Below are 15,442 nucleotides of genomic sequence, written 5' to 3'. Positions count from 1 at the left end.
CGTATTTCGGTGTCGACACGAACTCGGAGATGCGTTGCCGATCGCGCTCTGTGAGCCAGTCCATACCACTCCGTAAGCCGAGCTATCACCTAAGTAGACTGGGGTTACCGGCTCGAAGCCGGGGGTGAGGAGGCGGTCTGTTCGGGGCAGGCACCGGGTGGCGTCGGGCCTCGATCTAACGCCGGCGTCTACGTGCGCCCACGAGCGGTCGAACCCTACACGGAGTGCTGTTCCGGCCGTTCGGCTCGACCTCCGGTCGTCGGGGGGAGTGGCCGGACTATAACGCGTCGCCGGAGTCGGTCCCACCGGCGCGCTCGCTTGCTCGCGGGTCCGTCCCGCCGTGGGGTGTCTCCCGGTCCCGGATTCGAACGCCGTGGACCGACTCGGTGGTGTCGTCGACGACGACGGCCTCGCCGGGGGTGGCCGGCAGTCGGTCGCGGAGCCGTCCCTCCAGATACGTCGGGGCGGCCGCGGACAGTGCGGCAACGTCGTCGGCTGCGGTCAGTCTGTGTGCGATCAGAAGGTCCGCCTGCGAAACGGCCGTCGCCGGCAGTGCGTCGGGGCGCTGTGTGGCGGCGACGAGCGAGACGCCCGGCGTCCGACCGCGGGTCAGCAACGTCTCCAACGCCGCCGACGCGACGCCGTCGAAGGCGGTGTGCGACTCGTCGAGAAACACCCACGGGAGCCGGGACGGACGACCGTCGACACAGGCCGCGTACAGCCCCGACGCGACGGCGTGGATCAGGACCGACGCGGCGCGGTCGTCGAGTGACGAGCAGTCAAGAACGGTCGCCTCGCCGGAAAGCAACGCCGCGGCGTCGAGGGCGTCGGCGTCGAAAACGTCCCACGAGTCGGCAAGCGCGAGATGGTTTCGGGCGGCCCGCCGGACGCCGGCGTCGACCCCGGCTGCCTCGATGTGAGCCGACATACCATCGAGCGTGTCGGCCGCGGCCGCGGCTTCCCACAGCACCGACCCGACGGAACCCGTCGGCGAAAGGTCGAACAGCTCCGGCCACGCCGCCGGAGGGAGCGTCGACGTGGGGACCGCGGGTGAGTCGACAACGCGTGCGGGAACGGCCGACCCGGCCGCGAGGCCGTCGAACCCGCCCATCGGATCGACGACCACGGGTGCGACACCCGGCGCGCGCGCCGCGTCCTCCGCGAGAACGCCCAGCGTGTATGATTTGCCGTAGCCACGCTTGCCCACCACGAGCGCCGCATGAGGGGCGTCTAGATCCAGTCCGACCGCCGCGCCGTCGCTCCCGTCCGCGGCGCGGTACGTGCCGAGGCGGGCGGCGGGTCCCTCCCGTCGGCCGTTACGTCCGAGCACATGCACGGATCAGGCTGGTCGCCCGATCACGTATAAATCTGCACACGGAGATTCAAATGGGAGGCGGAGGCCAGCCCGGCCCATGTTCGACGCGTTCCGAGCGGACCGGCGAGCCATCGAGGGGCTACCGATCAGACTGGTTATCGCGCTTGTGATCGGCGTCGCCAGCCTGAGCGTGATGATGAACATGTTGACCGGCATTCAAGGGCTGTCGACGACGGAACTCGACGTACGCCCCGAACCGGAGGTGGTCGAACCGGGCGACCGGTCGATCGAACTCACGGTCGTCGGCGCGGACGGGACGGCCGTCGCGGACGCGACGGTGCTCGTAAAAAGCGGGAGCGCGGACCTCGACGGCGTCCGGACCGCGACCACCGGCGAGAACGGGGTCGCGACCGTCTCAGCGACGCCAGCGCTCAGGCCGAATCAGGACGAGGGGACGCTGCTGATCGAGGTGAAACCGCCCGCCGGGAGCGGCTACGTCGACCGACGGGGGAACACGAAGGTGCTGGTGGTGCGGGGGTAGGCGACGGCGACGCTCGCCGGCGGGGCCTGTGGCGGGCCCGTATGCACCCGCCGTCGATCCGTTCGTACCGGGACGGTTGTCGGGACAACCGGTGCGTTCTGCCGCCGTGTTGCTTTGCGGGAGGCCGTCGGGTCGTTCGAACCGCCGAGAAGCCCGCTCGGCGTCCGGCTGTCGGATCGTGACCGGTGTATCGTCGACCGGACGGCTTCGGCGGGGGGCGATGTCGTCGCGGCGTCGGTCACGCCGCTCGGGTCGGGGCGGGCCGACGGCGACGGGAGCTTGCGACGTGTCATCGGCGACGGTGGCCGCGTCCGCCGTCGAGTCGGTCGTCCCAGTCGATCCAGTTCTGTTCCCAGCCCGTCGGAGCGAAGTAGCCCTGTTGTTCGAACTCGCGGTCCTCGCGTTCCGTCCGGTTGCGCGCCATGCCGCCGGGCTGTTCGCCGTCGACGAGGAGTGGTGCGAACGTCGCAGTACCGAACTCCTCGACGATTCGGAACCCATCCGGCGAGTCGTCTGCCTCAACGGCGACGAGCGCCGCTTCGGGCAGCCCCATCGGCATCACCAGCCGGCCGTCCGGAGCGAGTTGATCGAGAAGCGAACGAGGCGGTCGGACCGCCGCCGCCTCGACGAGTACACGGTCGAACGGTGCGTACTCCGGAAGACCGTCCGCGCCGTCCCGGCGGTCGACGAGAACGCCGTCGTAGCCCGCCTCGCCTAAGTTGTGCCGGGCGTCGAGAACGAGACGGCGCACGATGTCGACGGCGTGAACGCGTCGCTCGCCGACGAGTTCGGCCAGAAGCGCCGCCGTGTAGCCGACACCGACGCCGACGACGAGCACGTCGTCTTCGCTGCCGGCGTCAAGGGCGTCGAGCAGCCGAGCGACCGTCTCGGGGGCCAACACGTCGCTCCCGGCGTGGTCGTCGGCACGGTTGTCGTACGGCCGGTCCTCAACGAACGACTGGCGTGGCACCGTTCGCATGGCCGTCCCCAGCCGTTCGTCGAGGCCGTCGAGGGCGTGAGCGACGCCGTCGACCATATCATCGCGCAACACCGCAGGGTCCATACTGACGGCTTGGGGCGAGCGCTTATCAACCGTACGCTCCGTTAGCTGTCGGGCGAGCGCATCGGGACGAACCGGACACCGCCGTGACGGCTGCGGTCAACCCCGCCATCGGCCCGGCGGGTCAGGCGAACGAGTTCCTGTCGGCCGCGGCCGACGGGGGCGATGATCCGGGCTCCCGGACGAACCTGCTCGACGACCGGACCGGGGGTCGACTCGGGGGCGCAGGTGAGATACGCGCCGTCGTAGGGGGCCTCGGCCGGCCAGCCGTCGAACCCGTCGCCGACCCGGACGCGAACGTCGTAGCCGAGTCGGTCGAAGCGGTCGCGTGCCCGGTCGGCAAGTGCGGGTTCGACCTCGACGCTGTACACCGTGTCGTCGACGAGTTCGGCCGTCACGGCGGCGTGGTAGCCACAGCCGGTTCCGATTTCGAGGATCCGGTCGCCGGGGTCGGGCGCGAACAGATCGCTCATCATCGCCACCATATGCGGGGCGCTGATCGTTTGTCCCTCGCCGATGGGGAGCGGACGGTCCTGGTAGGCCGCCTCCCGACACGACGTAGGGACGAACTCGTGACGGGGGACGGCACGCAACGCCCGCTCCGTGGCCGGACGGTCGATCCGCCCGGCGTCGACCAAACCGTCGACGAGGTCGGCACAGGCGCTGTCGAAATCCATATTCTTACCCTTACCACGGCGACCAGGCGGCCGGCGTGGCGTCGCGGGCGTACACCCGTTTCGTGTCCTTTGCGAAAACGGAGTCGCCCTCGTGGTCGAGTTTCCCGAAGCGGTACGCCGGGGCGTCGTCGCGGACCTGCACGCCCGTGACCTCGAACTCCTCGTCGGCGAACGACTCCGTCTCGCCGACGACGAACTCGTAGTCCCCTGGGACCGCAACCGCGACGCTCCGGGAGGCGTCCTCCCGGCCGTCGTTGGGATGGACGGTCACGTTGACGCGAACGTTGTCGACGGCGCGACTCCACAGCGTTTCGACCTCTTCTACGGCCGCCTCTTCGGCGCGGCTGTCGTCGCCGACCTCGATGGAGGTGAGCCGAACCTGCATGATCGCCTCGGGCGTGTCGACAACGAACTCGTCGCCGACGGCGACCGTCTCTCCGGCGGGAACGTCGAGTGTCGTCGACACCGACTCCTCGCCCTGCGAGACGACGACGTCGACGGTCGTCTCCCGTGGTGGCTCGTAGCGTTCCTTGTGGACGTGATCGCAGTCCGCACACCGGACGGTGACCTGGCCACCGGGTTTCAGTACCTCGTGGACGGTCGTTCCGTCGGTCGAACACGAGGGACAGGCGAGAGCGACGCGGTCGCCCGCGTCGGGGCCGGGATGTGTCATACCGACTGTAGCCGGTCAGGCGGTAAAAATCCGCCCTTCCGGCACGCGCCGCGTCATCGAAGAACGCGGCAGGCGTTGTGGCTACGCGACCGTCTCGGGGCCGGCCTCGGGGAGGTCGATCACCTCGCCGTCGGCGTATACCGTCGGGTTGCGGAGAATGCCGTCGAGATGAAGCGGTGCCTCGACGTCGCCGCCGATGCCCGCGTCGTCGCCGATGGCGATATGAACCGTCCCGGCGGCCTTCTCGTCTAACAGGACCGATCCCATCAGTTCGGTCACCCCGACGTTCGTCCCGATGCCGAGTTCGGCGAGGTTGGCGGCGTCGCGGCCGACGGTGTCGCGAGCCTGGTCGACCTGATCGCGAACGGCGTCGTCGGAGATGTGGGTGACGTAGCCGTCCTCGACCTCGAACCGGATCGGATCGTCGAGAAGCCCATGGGGCATCATCGTCCCGTCGACGACGTACGTCCCCGACGCGGTCTCAGGGCTGATGAAGGTCTCGCCGGCCGGCAGGTTCGAGAAGTCGCCCCGGTCGTGAACCAGCCCCGTGTCCGACAGCCACTCGCGGTCGCCGGGTTCGACCGTGAAGTCCGTCCCAGCGGGGGTCGTTACACGCACCTCGTCTGCGTCGGCGACCTGTTCGAGAATGGACAGACAGTGACGCTCGATAACGGCGTAGTCGGCGTCGAGGCCGACGGTCATCACGGCTTCGGTGATTCCGGGGAGGGTCGCGGCGCGCGCACCGGCGTCGGTCGCTCCCTGTCGGGCGCGAGTGTGGCTCAGGCTCTTTGTCGTCGGCGCGAGAACGACGTCGGCCGCGGCCATCGCCGACGCCACGGGTTCGGGCGGTTCGGTGCCGTGTTGTTCGCCCGGCGGGTACCGCAGGAGCACGGCGTCGTCGGTCACGTCGCTCGCGGCGTCGTAGAGGGCCTCGCCGATGGGCCGGCGCTTGTCGTCGGTAACGACGACACAGGATTCCCCGGTATCGATGGCCATACACTGGCGGATCGCCGTCTCGGCGGCCTCACGGAGTGTGTCTGACATGAACGTCAGTAGGGACGCACAGGGGTTAGCCCTTACCCTTAGCCGCCTCGGCCCACTCGCTCTCGGCGGCGGTGTCGTCGGTCATGATGACACGGCACCCAGTATAAGTGGACGGAACCGGTAGTGGAACCGTGTTACGGACGGCAATCGTCGGACTCGGCGAGGTGGCCCGGTGGCACGACGCCGCTATCGAGGGAACAGCAGGCACCGAACTCGTCGCTATCGCCGACGTTGACGAATCGAGACTCGACCGGTTCGCCACCCGGGCGGGCGTCTCGACACACACCGACCTCGACGCCCTGCTTCGAGCGGCCGACGTGGACTGGGTCCACATCTGTACGCCACTGCAAACGCATCACGACCTCGCCATGGACTGTATCGACCGCGGGATACACGTTCTCGTCGAGAAACCGTTCGTCCGGACCCGCGACGAGTTCGACGCACTGACCGAGGCCGCCGACCGGGAGGGTGTGCGAGCCACCGTCGTCCACAACCAAGCGTACTACCGTCCGTTCCGGGAGGCGTGCCGGCGTATCGAGTGCGGCGAGTTCGGCGAGTTACACGGCGTGTCGGTCCACTGGGCCGAGGACATCGACCCGCGTCGCCCGGATCGTGGCGACTGGGTGCTCGACCTTCCGGGCGGCGAGTTCGGCGAGGGCATCGTCCATCCCATCTACATCGGGTTGCGTGCCGCCGGGTATCCGGCCGACGAGTCGGCCGTGGGGGTGAAACGGATCGATACGATGGGCGATCAATCGATCGAGTTCGACGGGATCGCACTCTCGTATGTCACCGACGACGACGTCGCTTGCACGATCCAACACCACTCGGGGGTCCCGGACAGGCGGCGAGTCGAGTTCGTTGCCGAGAACGGCCACGTCGCCGTGGATATCGGGACACAGTCGGTCCGCACACACCGCGCCGGATACGGCCCAAACACGCCGTTTGATTACCCGATGGTGCGAGGGGCTCTCAGGGCCGTCCGAAACGGGGTTCGTGCGACCGCACGCGCGGTCGAGGAGACCGTGAGACAACGCCTCGTCACATCGTACGACCCTCATGACACACATACACCGGTCGTCCGCCGCGAGGCCGCGGCCATCCGTGGCGGTGGCGACGGGCCGACGCCACGCGCGGAGGCCGACTGGACCAACCGGCTGTTCACCATGCTCTGTAACGCCTGAGTGCCCCGTCTCGCTCGGACGAGCCGAAAAGCGAGCACACCGGGAGACAGCTCGCGGGCGTCGAGCGCCGACCGTCCATGGACCGGGCTCCCGTGGGCGGGCGGTGAGAACGTCGCTCGAAACCGTTTTCATCGTCGGCCGTCGACTCCGCGATATGACACGAGTCGGCGTCAACGGGTACGGAACGATCGGCAAACGCGTCGCTGACGCGGTGACGGCACAACCGGATATGGACCTCGTCGGCGTCGCAAAGACGCGCCCGAACTTCGAGGCGGAGACGGCCACGCGCAAGGGGTATCCGCTCTACGCCGCCGTCACCGACCGCGCCGACCGCTTTGCGGATGCCGGCCTCGAACTCGCCGGGACCGCCGACGACCTCGTCGCCGCGTCGGACGTGATCGTCGACTGTACGCCCTCCGGGGTCGGGGCCGAAAACGCCGCGCTCTACGCCGACCACGACACCCCCGCGATCTTTCAGGGCGGCGAGAACGCCGACGTGGCCGACGTGAGTTTCAACGCCCGTGGCAACTACGCCGAGGCCGTCGGAGCCGACTCCGCACGCGTCGTCTCCTGTAACACGACGGGACTCTCCCGGATCCTCACCCCGCTTGACGAGACCTACGGCGTCGAGAAGGCCCGCGTCACGCTGGTCCGCCGCGGCGGCGACCCCGGACAGACCGGGCGCGGCCCCATAGACGACATTCTTCCCGATCCGGTGACGATTCCCTCCCACCACGGCCCGGACGTGAACACGGTGCTCCCCGGCATCGACATCGATACGCTGGGCATGAAGGTTCCGGCGACGCTGATGCACACCCACAGCGTCAACGTAACCCTCGACTCGGCGGCGGACGCCAGCGACGTGGTCGATCTGTTCGAGAACGAACGCCGCCTCTTTGTTATCCCGCCGAGCGCGGATATCGACGGCGCGGGCAAACTCAAGGAGTTCGCCGACGACGCCGATCGACCCCGGGGCGACCTGTGGGAAAACTGCATCTGGGAGGCGTCGATCACGGTCGAGGGCCGGGACTGTTATCTGTTCCAAGCGATCCATCAGGAGAGCGACGTGGTGCCCGAAAACATCGACGCCGTCCGGGCGCTTCGGGGCGACGCCGACGCCGAGGAGAGCATGACGACGACCGACGAGTCGATGGGAATGGGCTTCGGGTACCGGGGGTGATCCGTCAGCCGGTCCGGTCGCGGCGGAGCGCGTCGACCGCGGGGAGCGACTCGCCGGTGAGCGCCCGAACGTACGCTCCGCCGGCGATGGAGACGTGCGAGAAGTACTCCTCGTCGATGCCGTACAGTTCGATCGCACGGGAGGTGTCGCCCCCGCCGACGACCGAAAAACAGTCCGTCGAGGCGATTGTCTCCAGAATTCCGACGGTGCCATCGGCGAACCGTTCGTCCTCGAAGACGCCGAGGGCACCTTTCACGAACACGACCGACGAGTCCTCGATAACGGCGCCGTACCGGTCGATTGTGTCCGATCCGATGTCGAGAAAGGGGCGGTCCTTCCGGACGCCGTCGAGGCGAAACTCGGTCCGCTCGCCGTCACGCTCGCCCGCCAGATCAGTGGGGAGAAGGATGCGGTCGCCACGTTCTGCGAGCAGTTCACGGATCCGGTCCTCGTTTGCCTCCCACTGGTGGTCGTACAGGTCCGTCCCGTCGACGTCGTACCCGACCTCGTGACCAGCGGCCCGGAGAAAGAGTTCGCCGACGATGCCGCCGAGCAGATAGTGGTCGATGGCCTCGTCAAGGGCGGTCATCACGTCGATCACGTCGGTCGCCTTCGCGCCACCCAACACCATCGTCACGGACCCGTCGAACTCACGGTTGGCGATGCTGGTGTTGGCCTCGTACTCCGCTTCCATGACACGTCCGCCGTAGGCCGGGAGAACGCGCGGGAAGCCGACCAGCGAGGCGTGGGCGCGGTGGGCCGCGGAGTAAGCGTCGTTGACATAACAGTCGAACTCTGAGGCCAGCGCCTGGACCAGATCACTCCGTGCGTGGACCTCCGGGTCGCGCTCGGGGAGTTCGTCGGTCGCCATCCGGACGTTTTCCAAGAGAAGCACCTCGCCGGCGTCGAGTCCGCGGATCGCCTCGACCGCCGACTCGCCGTAGACATCGTCGATGAAATGGATTGGTGCGCCGACGTGTTCGGCCAAAATATCTGCGTGTTGAGAAAGGGAGATAAACGACTCCTGGCCGGGGCGGCCTTGATGGGTCAGGACGGCGATACGGTGCCCGGCGTCGACGAGTTCCCGGATCGTTCTGGCGTGCCGGGAGAACCGGTGGTTGTCCTTGACGATGCCGTCCTCGATGGGCGAGTTGAGATCCACCCGGACGAGAACGCGGTTCCCGGACTCGATGTCGTCGAGCGTCTCGAACATTTTCTCATCTCCCCGATGATTGGTCGAGTATTTCAAACGGCCGATTCGGCCCGACGAGTGTCTCTCGTCGTGACATGAAGGACAGAAACTTTTTGAACGAGAACGGCTAACAACACTACATGAGAGGCGACGACCGCGACGACCCGTTCGGCGATATCTTCGACGAGATCGAACGGATGATGAACGAGATGACCGGAACCGGCGCTGGTGCAGGTGTCAGCCCCGACTCGGGGTTCGGTTCGGAAACCCACGTCGACGTCTACGAAGCGGACGGCCAACTCCGACTCGTCGCCGATCTGCCTGGCGTCGACAAGGATGGCATCGAACTGAAATGTGACGGGGAGACACTCACGATCAGCGCCGCGTCCTCCCGTCGCGAGTACGACGAGCGAATCCGCCTCCCGACCCGCGTCGACGAACACTCCGCGTCGGCCAGTTTCAACAACGGCGTCCTGCAGGTAACCATGGAGACGGTCGAGGACTCCGCCGCCATCGATCTCGAATAGGGTCTACCCGTCCTCGGCACCGTTGTCCGACCCCGCAGTCCGCTGGATCAACCCCGCCAACCGGTCGTAAAACTCGGGGACGTACTTTGTTGCGGCGTCGACCGTCGGCCGCGCGTTCGTCTCGGCGACGACGACCCGGCCGTCGGTCGCGAGAAGATCGACACCCAGATACGGCACACCGAGTGTCTCGGCCGCTTGCTCCGCGAGTCGACGGTGGTCGGCCGGGAGGTCGACACCACGCGCCTCCGCCCCACGGTGGACGTTGTGTTTCCATCGGCCGGCCGCTCGGTCGGCCTCGGGGAGGCGACGCTCCACCGCGCCGGCGTACGTCCCGTCGACGATCATCACCCGATAGTCGCGGGCATCGGGGAGATACTCCTGAAGCAGGAACGTCTTATCGCCCGTCGCGCGGTAGTCGTGGATCAGGTTCAGGTAGTCGACGATACCGAGCAGGGAGTCGACATCCGCCGCCTTCGCAACGCCGGTCCCCCGCGTCGTCGAGTTGGGCTTGATCACGACCGGCCACGAGAACCCCTCGACCGCGTCGGCGACGGCGGCCTCGTCGGCGGGGTTGGAAACCATCGTCGTCTTCGGCACCGGGAGGTCTGCCGCGCTCAGCGCGGCGATCACGCCTCCCTTGTTTCGCGAGGTGCGCACCGCCGTGCGGTCGTTCACCCACGGAAGGTCGTACAACGCCGACAGTGCCGTCCCCTCCGGCGTCCGCGAGGGAAAGACAAAGCCAGCGTCGAAGTGGTCCCCGGGCGGGGCGGTGAGGTCGATCGTTCGGCCCTCGGCGGGGAGGTGGGCCACCTCGATACCGCGTTCGGCGAGTGGATCCTGCAAGCGGTCGAACGTTTCGGCCCGGGTCGTCACCGCGAGACGAAGCATACATCACCCGCTGAGGGGTGGGGCGTCAAAAGTGCGCGGATCGGTCGGAGCGTGAGACGAGACGTTCTATCCGTCGGCCATCGTGCCGAACGCCTCGGTTGCGTCGGCGGGCACGTCGAAGTCGTGGAAGTGGTCGCCCTTCTCCTTGCTCAGGATGTTCAGCGCGGCCGCCGCGCCGTCGCCCGCGGCGATAACCGCCTGCCACTCCTCGAAGCGAACCATCGCGCCCGTCGCGTAGGCGTCCGCGACGCTCGTCTCCATATCGACACCCACGTCGACGACGCCGTCGTCGGTCATCGCACAGCCGAGGTCCTCGGCGAGGCTCCGGTCGGCACCCGTCGCCAACACCAGATACGACGCCTCGTACTCGCCGTCGTCGGTCGTCACGGCGAAGCCGTCGCCACCGTCCTCAACGTCCGCCACCGCCTCGCCCTGTCGACGGTCGGCGCCGAAGTCATCGGCCTGCTGACGTGTCACACCCATGAACTCGGTGCCGCCGATGGAGCCGATGCCCGGGTAGTTGAACAGATGTGCCTTGTGCATCCACGTCTCGTCGGTGCCGAAAACGGTGACGTCGAGTCCGTTCTTGGCCGCAAACAGTGCCGCACTCAGGCCGGCGGGACCCCCGCCGACGACGAGTACAGATGTCATGCCTTCGTATGCGCCGGCCTGACTGAAATATGTGGCTCCGGGGGGCTGTGGCCGCCGGGCGGGTAGGACGCGACGACGCTACACCCCGCCGTCCGGTGTCAACGTCACCCGCACGACGTCGCTGGCGGCAGGGTACTCGTAGCTGTCGTCGACGTCGGCGAGGCGGCGCACGACGCCGTTCTCGTCGGCTCCTTGCGTCGGGGTATCCTGTGCGGGTGCCTGATCCGGGCCCTCCCCCGGCGGCGTGTTCGGCTCCGTCCCCGCGTCCCAGAGATCAACGCGCTCTGTCACGTCGCCGTCGGGCCACAGTTCGACACCCAACGCCGGCGCGACGAACACGTCGTTCGAGGGGACGAACATGCTCGCAAACGAGAGTCGCTGACCGGGGGCGGCCTCGATGTCGAACTCGAGCGCACCACCGGGTGCGATCGGTGGCGCGCCGGGCACCTCACCCATCGGGTCGGCGGGGTCCGCGACGGTGTCGTCGGGGGTGTACGCCCCCGCGGCGACGACGCCCATACGCCCCGCTTGTTGTTGGAGTTCACCCAGCAGTCCGGGTTCGTTCTCGAAGCCGGTTGGTGTGCCGGCCTCCGCCAGTGCTTCGAGGCCGGTCGACGCCGCCTCGCCCTCGGTGAACAACGGGTTCTCGTCGGTGTGAATCGCGAACGCACCCGGTGTGAGCCAGATCGCCCCGCCGGTCGGCGTCTCCGCGCCGTAGAAGTCGGTCGGGGCGACGTTCTCTACCCTGACGGTGACCGTAACCGACGCCAGTTCCTCGTCCATGGTGTCGGTATCGGTCATCCCGTCGTCCATCGGCTCCGGCTCGGTCATCGCGTCCGTCTCGGTCATCTCGGTGTCCATCGACTCCGACTCGGTGCCGGTCCCACCGCCGCCGTCTCCGTCGCCGTCGGCGCCGCTACATCCGGCGAGCGCCGCGATGGTCGTGCTTCCCACGACCGCGAGGAACCGTCGTCGTGATGAATCGTCTGACATCGCGTCCGGGACGGGGACCGGGGACCGAAAGTAGATTTTTCAATATGTGTCGGGGATGTGGACAAAGGGCGTCTAGAATCGGTCGCAACTGGATCCGTCGGCTGTCGCGTTTCAGTTCTCGCTTCCCTCGTCGTCGAGTCGCTCCTGCCACCCGCGGACCCGCGTCATGAGGTCGACCGGCGACGTCTCGGCGACCGACAGCGCCTCGAGTTCCGAGAGCACCGCCTCCGTCTCCGGGTCGATGCCGCCACCGTCGGCGTCGGCCGCTGAGTCGCCGCCGGCCGACGCCGATCCGAACTCGCCGGCGCCCAGATCGAACACCGCCTGTGTCGTTTCCGTTCCCGTTCCGGGTTCCCCACCCCGAGCCTCGATGGCCCGATCCTCGCGGAGGCGGTCGAGCACCTCCCGGGACCGATCGACGACGGGCGCGGGAACACCCGCCAGATCGGCGACATGAACGCCGTAGCTCCGGTCCGAGGGCCCCTCCTCGACGGTTCGGAGAAATGTGATGTCCTCGTCACCGCCGTCATCGCCGGCGACGGCGACGTGGACGTTCTCAACGCGAGGGAGATGGTCGGCAAGCGCCGTCAGTTCGTGGTAATGGGTAGCAAACAAACAGTGACAGTCGAGTTCGTTGTGGATGTACTCCGTCGTCGCCCACGCGATGGAGATGCCGTCGTAGGTGGCCGTCCCGCGTCCCACCTCGTCCAGAACGACCAGTGACTCCTCCATGGCCGAGTGGAGGATGTTGCTCAGTTCCGCCATCTCGACCATGAACGTCGATCGGCCGCCGGCAAGTTCGTCGAGGGCGCCCACACGGGTGTAGATGCCGTCGACGACGCCGACCGTCGCGGATCGCGCGGGGACGAAACTCCCCGCCTGTGCCAGCAGGACGATCAGCGCCGCCTGTCGCATGTACGTCGACTTGCCGGACATGTTGGGGCCGGTGACGAGCAGAAAGCCCCGGTCCTCGTCGAGTTCGAGGTCGTTCGGGACGAACTCCGTCGTCCGCTCGACCACCGGGTGGCGGCCGGCCTCGATACCGAGCGGTCCCGGTTCAACCACCTCCGGACGACACCAGTCGTTACCGGCGGCGTGGGTCGCAAGCGACCTCAAGGCGTCGACCGTCGCCAGCGTTCGTCCCACGTCCTGAAGGAGGTCCGCGTGGGTCGCCACCCGGTCCCGAAGGTCGACGAAGAGGTCGTACTCCAGTTCGGCGCGGGCGTCCTCCAGTCGAAACAGGTCCCGTTCGCGCTCGGCGAGTTCGTCGGTGGTGTATCGCTTCGAGTTTTTCAGCGTCTTGATCTCGCGGTAGTCGTCGGGAACCGCGTCGGTTTCGGAGTTGCCGACCTGGATGTAGTAGCCGTCGGTCTTGTTGCGGTCGACCTGTAGGTGTGTGATCCCCGTTCGGGCCTTTTGTCGGTCGGCCAGCCCCTCCAGCCACTCGTGTGCGTCCCCGTACCGATCGAGAAGGTCGTCGAGGTCGGCGTCGTACCCCCGTCGGAACAGACCGCCCTCCGTGACCGTCCCCGGTGGCTCCTCGACGAGTGCGTCGTCCAACTCGGCTCGGAGCGTTTCGGCGGCCTCCCCGTCGGGGCGGTCGACGATCCGGGGGAGCGGCGAGTCGGTGAGCCCGGAGTCGTCGACTGCGTCGGCGAGCGCCGGCAGGACGGCCAGCGTATCCCGGACCGAGAGCAGGTCGTCCGCGTCCGCGCTCCCACTGGTCGCCCTCGCCGCGAGACGTTCGAGGTCGTAGGCGTCGTCGAGAACCTCCCGAACACGGTCGCGGGCGAGCGTCGCCTCAACGAGCGCCGCCACGCCGTCCAACCGGCGGTCGATCACCGTCCGGTCGCGACGGGGACGCGTCAGCCACTCTTCGAGCCGACGCCGGCCGGCGCTCGTGACGGTGTGATCGACCGTCGCCAGCAGCGATCCCTCACGGTCGCCGTGCATCGTCTCGACGAGTTCGAGGTTGCGCTGGGTCGTCGCGTCGAGGTTGAGGTGGTCGCCAGGGTCGTACGCTTGCAGTCGGGTCAGCGCGTCGAGAACACCGATGCCCGTCTCGGAGACGTACGCGAGGGCGGCCCCCGCGGCGGCAACGGCCGCGCGGTCGTCGAGCCCGACGCTGTCGAGAGCGGCGTCGCCGAACTGGTCACACAGTCGGCGCTCGGCCCGGCCGGGGGCGAACGCGGCCGGATCGTGGTCTGTCACCGAGGCGTCGGTCCCCTCCCGGACGCCACGCAGGAGGTGACCGTCGTTCTCGTTCTCGCGGAGCGTCGGTCCCAGCAGAACCTCGACGGGGTCGAACCGGTGGAGTTCGGCCCGCGCCGTCGCCGCCGACGGCGTCGACGTGACGCGGAACGCGCCGGTCGTCACGTCGACAAAGGCGAGACCGTAACGACCGTCAACGGCCGCGATTGTGGTCAGAAACTGTGCCGTCGGGTCCGTCGTCTCCAGCAGGGTTCCGGGTGTGACGACACGGCGTATCTCGCGGGCGTGACCGTCCGACGTCTCGTACTGGTCGGCGACGGCGACCCGGTAGCCGCGTTCGACGAGCGTCTTTAAATAGGGTGTGAGATCGTCGACCGGCACGCCGGCCATGGGGTACGTGGCCCCGTGAGAGGACTTTTCGGAGATCTTCAGGTCGAGTTCGTCGCCGACGAACTCGGCGTCCTCCGCGAAAAACTCGTAGAAATCGCCACACTGCATCGCCAGCAGATCGGCATCCGTCTCCGCTTTCAAATCGAGAAACTCCCCGACGATTCCGTCCGCGGTCATACCTCCAGTCCGGCCGTGGTCGGGTAAAACGCTGTGGGTCTCTTATGTCTCGGTGGCATCGAGTAACGCAAACACCCGCTCACCCAGTTGTTCCGGCGTCTCGGCGACGATTTTGATCGTCGCCTCCTGACCCACGGCGCCGCGGTCAAGCACCGCGACGGGCGTCCGGGCGTCGGTATCGACCGCGTCGAACGCCTGCTTGACGCGCCACCCCATCGTCCCGCCCGTGTCCTCGGATTCGGCGTCGCGGTCGGACGCCGTCACCGGCCCGTCCAACTCCCCGGTTGCCGCCTCCGTCCCGTCGTCGAACCGGCAGTTGACGGCGAACCGGGGGTCGGGGTCGAACTCTCGGGCCGCGAGCAGAAAGCGGGCGAGGTGACTCGCCGCGCCGAGTCTGACACCACGGTTGGGCGCGACACCCGAGAAGGTGCGCGTGATCCGGCCCTCGACGGCGGCCGTCTCGCCGACCGCCTCGGCGTACTCCGTCGCGCCGACGACGTTCATCCCAACCTCCGGGACCAACCGGGAGACGTCGCGGTCGACAAACGCCTCGACCACCTCCGCAACATCGGTCATCGTCCGGTGGCGATCGGCGGCCTCGCGCAACGCTGCGAGGTGGTGGACCGACCCCGGCCCCTCGCCCACATCGAGGCCGTAGCGGACGGCCCGCTCCATGAACGTCGTCCCCGCCTCGACGGCGTAGGGCAGGGTTTCGCCGTGGGCGAGGTGGGCGGCGATA

The 15,442-nt window shown here is 67.9% G+C and carries 15 protein-coding genes; 4 read left to right on the top strand and 11 right to left on the bottom strand.

Translation table 11 applies throughout. The features are described from left to right. Positions 1–277 precede the first annotated feature (277 nt). Positions 278–1,336 (bottom strand): ATP-binding protein, encoded by a 1,059-nt coding sequence (locus Q0925_RS08515; RefSeq protein ID WP_299334152.1) that lies wholly within the window; start codon positions 1,334–1,336, stop codon positions 278–280. Between the two features lie 76 nt (positions 1,337–1,412). On the opposite strand from Q0925_RS08515, the gene Q0925_RS08510 reads away from it, so the two are divergent. Next, positions 1,413–1,856: a DUF7382 domain-containing protein gene (locus Q0925_RS08510; RefSeq protein WP_299334150.1), complete on the top strand. Its 444-nt coding sequence runs from the start codon at positions 1,413–1,415 to the stop codon at positions 1,854–1,856. Between the two features lie 289 nt (positions 1,857–2,145). Here the strand turns inward: Q0925_RS08510 and Q0925_RS08505 are convergent, their stop codons facing one another. From Q0925_RS08505 to Q0925_RS08490, 4 genes are all read right to left on the bottom strand, one after another. Beyond that, on the bottom strand, positions 2,146–2,919 hold the full coding sequence (locus Q0925_RS08505) for a protein-L-isoaspartate O-methyltransferase family protein (RefSeq protein WP_299334148.1): 774 nt from the start codon (positions 2,917–2,919) through the stop codon (positions 2,146–2,148). 41 nt (positions 2,920–2,960) lie between these two features. Beyond that, positions 2,961–3,593: a protein-L-isoaspartate(D-aspartate) O-methyltransferase gene (locus tag Q0925_RS08500; RefSeq protein WP_299334145.1), complete on the bottom strand. Its 633-nt coding sequence runs from the start codon at positions 3,591–3,593 to the stop codon at positions 2,961–2,963. A 10-nt stretch (positions 3,594–3,603) separates the two neighbouring features. Further along, the gene (locus Q0925_RS08495) at positions 3,604–4,266 is read right to left on the bottom strand and encodes an HVO_0476 family zinc finger protein (protein WP_299334143.1); all 663 of its coding nucleotides are present in this window, start codon (positions 4,264–4,266) and stop codon (positions 3,604–3,606) included. 81 nt (positions 4,267–4,347) lie between these two features. Beyond that, positions 4,348–5,310, bottom strand: coding sequence for an aminopeptidase (locus tag Q0925_RS08490; protein ID WP_299334140.1), 963 nt, complete (start codon positions 5,308–5,310; stop codon positions 4,348–4,350). A gap of 131 nt (positions 5,311–5,441) precedes the next feature. Here Q0925_RS08490 and Q0925_RS08485 point away from each other — a divergent pair, with 131 nt between their 5' ends. Continuing rightward, positions 5,442–6,494: a Gfo/Idh/MocA family protein gene (locus Q0925_RS08485; RefSeq protein ID WP_299334138.1), complete on the top strand. Its 1,053-nt coding sequence runs from the start codon at positions 5,442–5,444 to the stop codon at positions 6,492–6,494. A 154-nt stretch (positions 6,495–6,648) separates the two neighbouring features. Then, positions 6,649–7,674, top strand: coding sequence for a type II glyceraldehyde-3-phosphate dehydrogenase (locus Q0925_RS08480; protein ID WP_299334135.1), 1,026 nt, complete (start codon positions 6,649–6,651; stop codon positions 7,672–7,674). A 4-nt stretch (positions 7,675–7,678) separates the two neighbouring features. Here Q0925_RS08480 and Q0925_RS08475 read toward each other — a convergent pair whose 3' ends face one another. Further along, entirely contained in the window at positions 7,679–8,887 is a 1,209-nt protein-coding gene (locus tag Q0925_RS08475) for a phosphoglycerate kinase (protein WP_299334133.1), read from the bottom strand. 119 nt (positions 8,888–9,006) lie between these two features. Here Q0925_RS08475 and Q0925_RS08470 point away from each other — a divergent pair, with 119 nt between their 5' ends. After that, positions 9,007–9,393: an Hsp20/alpha crystallin family protein gene (locus Q0925_RS08470; protein WP_299334130.1), complete on the top strand. Its 387-nt coding sequence runs from the start codon at positions 9,007–9,009 to the stop codon at positions 9,391–9,393. Positions 9,394–9,396: 3 nt separating this feature from the next. Here the strand turns inward: Q0925_RS08470 and Q0925_RS08465 are convergent, their stop codons facing one another. The 5 genes from Q0925_RS08465 to Q0925_RS08445 all read right to left on the bottom strand — a co-directional run. Then, positions 9,397–10,281, bottom strand: coding sequence for an ATP-grasp domain-containing protein (locus Q0925_RS08465; RefSeq protein WP_299334128.1), 885 nt, complete (start codon positions 10,279–10,281; stop codon positions 9,397–9,399). Between the two features lie 66 nt (positions 10,282–10,347). Then, a complete protein-coding gene (locus Q0925_RS08460; RefSeq protein ID WP_299334124.1) occupies positions 10,348–10,932 on the bottom strand; it encodes an NAD(P)/FAD-dependent oxidoreductase in 585 nt (194 codons plus the stop codon). 78 nt (positions 10,933–11,010) lie between these two features. Further along, complete coding sequence (locus tag Q0925_RS08455) at positions 11,011–11,925, bottom strand: spondin domain-containing protein (protein ID WP_299334121.1); 915 nt, start codon at positions 11,923–11,925, stop codon at positions 11,011–11,013. A gap of 111 nt (positions 11,926–12,036) precedes the next feature. Beyond that, positions 12,037–14,703, bottom strand: a complete 2,667-nt coding sequence (gene mutS, locus Q0925_RS08450) for a DNA mismatch repair protein MutS (RefSeq protein WP_299334118.1) — start codon at positions 14,701–14,703, stop codon at positions 12,037–12,039. A 42-nt stretch (positions 14,704–14,745) separates the two neighbouring features. Next, positions 14,746–15,442, bottom strand: a 697-nt coding sequence (locus Q0925_RS08445) for a thiamine-phosphate synthase family protein (RefSeq protein WP_299334116.1), incomplete at its 5' end; no start/stop codon positions are given.

It is taken from the genome of Haloplanus sp., assembly GCF_028275055.1.
In the GTDB taxonomy this organism is placed as follows: domain Archaea; phylum Halobacteriota; class Halobacteria; order Halobacteriales; family Haloferacaceae; genus Haloplanus.
This window is presented reverse-complemented; position numbering and strand designations above follow the sequence as displayed.

Bases quoted from the DNA above. Each gene is read 5' to 3' on its own strand.
- Q0925_RS08455 (WP_299334121.1), bottom strand. From the start codon at position 11,925: ATGTCAGACGATTCATCACGACGACGGTTCCTCGCGGTCGTGGGAAGC.
- Q0925_RS08460 (WP_299334124.1), bottom strand. From the start codon at position 10,932: ATGACATCTGTACTCGTCGTCGGCGGGGGTCCCGCCGGCCTGAGTGCG.
- mutS (WP_299334118.1), bottom strand. From the start codon at position 14,703: ATGACCGCGGACGGAATCGTCGGGGAGTTTCTCGATTTGAAAGCGGAG.
- Q0925_RS08475 (WP_299334133.1), bottom strand. From the start codon at position 8,887: ATGTTCGAGACGCTCGACGACATCGAGTCCGGGAACCGCGTTCTCGTC.
- Q0925_RS08480 (WP_299334135.1), top strand. From the start codon at position 6,649: ATGACACGAGTCGGCGTCAACGGGTACGGAACGATCGGCAAACGCGTC.
- Q0925_RS08470 (WP_299334130.1), top strand. From the start codon at position 9,007: ATGAGAGGCGACGACCGCGACGACCCGTTCGGCGATATCTTCGACGAG.
- Q0925_RS08500 (WP_299334145.1), bottom strand. From the start codon at position 3,593: ATGGATTTCGACAGCGCCTGTGCCGACCTCGTCGACGGTTTGGTCGAC.
- Q0925_RS08510 (WP_299334150.1), top strand. From the start codon at position 1,413: ATGTTCGACGCGTTCCGAGCGGACCGGCGAGCCATCGAGGGGCTACCG.
- Q0925_RS08490 (WP_299334140.1), bottom strand. From the start codon at position 5,310: ATGTCAGACACACTCCGTGAGGCCGCCGAGACGGCGATCCGCCAGTGT.
- Q0925_RS08505 (WP_299334148.1), bottom strand. From the start codon at position 2,919: ATGGACCCTGCGGTGTTGCGCGATGATATGGTCGACGGCGTCGCTCAC.
- Q0925_RS08495 (WP_299334143.1), bottom strand. From the start codon at position 4,266: ATGACACATCCCGGCCCCGACGCGGGCGACCGCGTCGCTCTCGCCTGT.
- Q0925_RS08465 (WP_299334128.1), bottom strand. From the start codon at position 10,281: ATGCTTCGTCTCGCGGTGACGACCCGGGCCGAAACGTTCGACCGCTTG.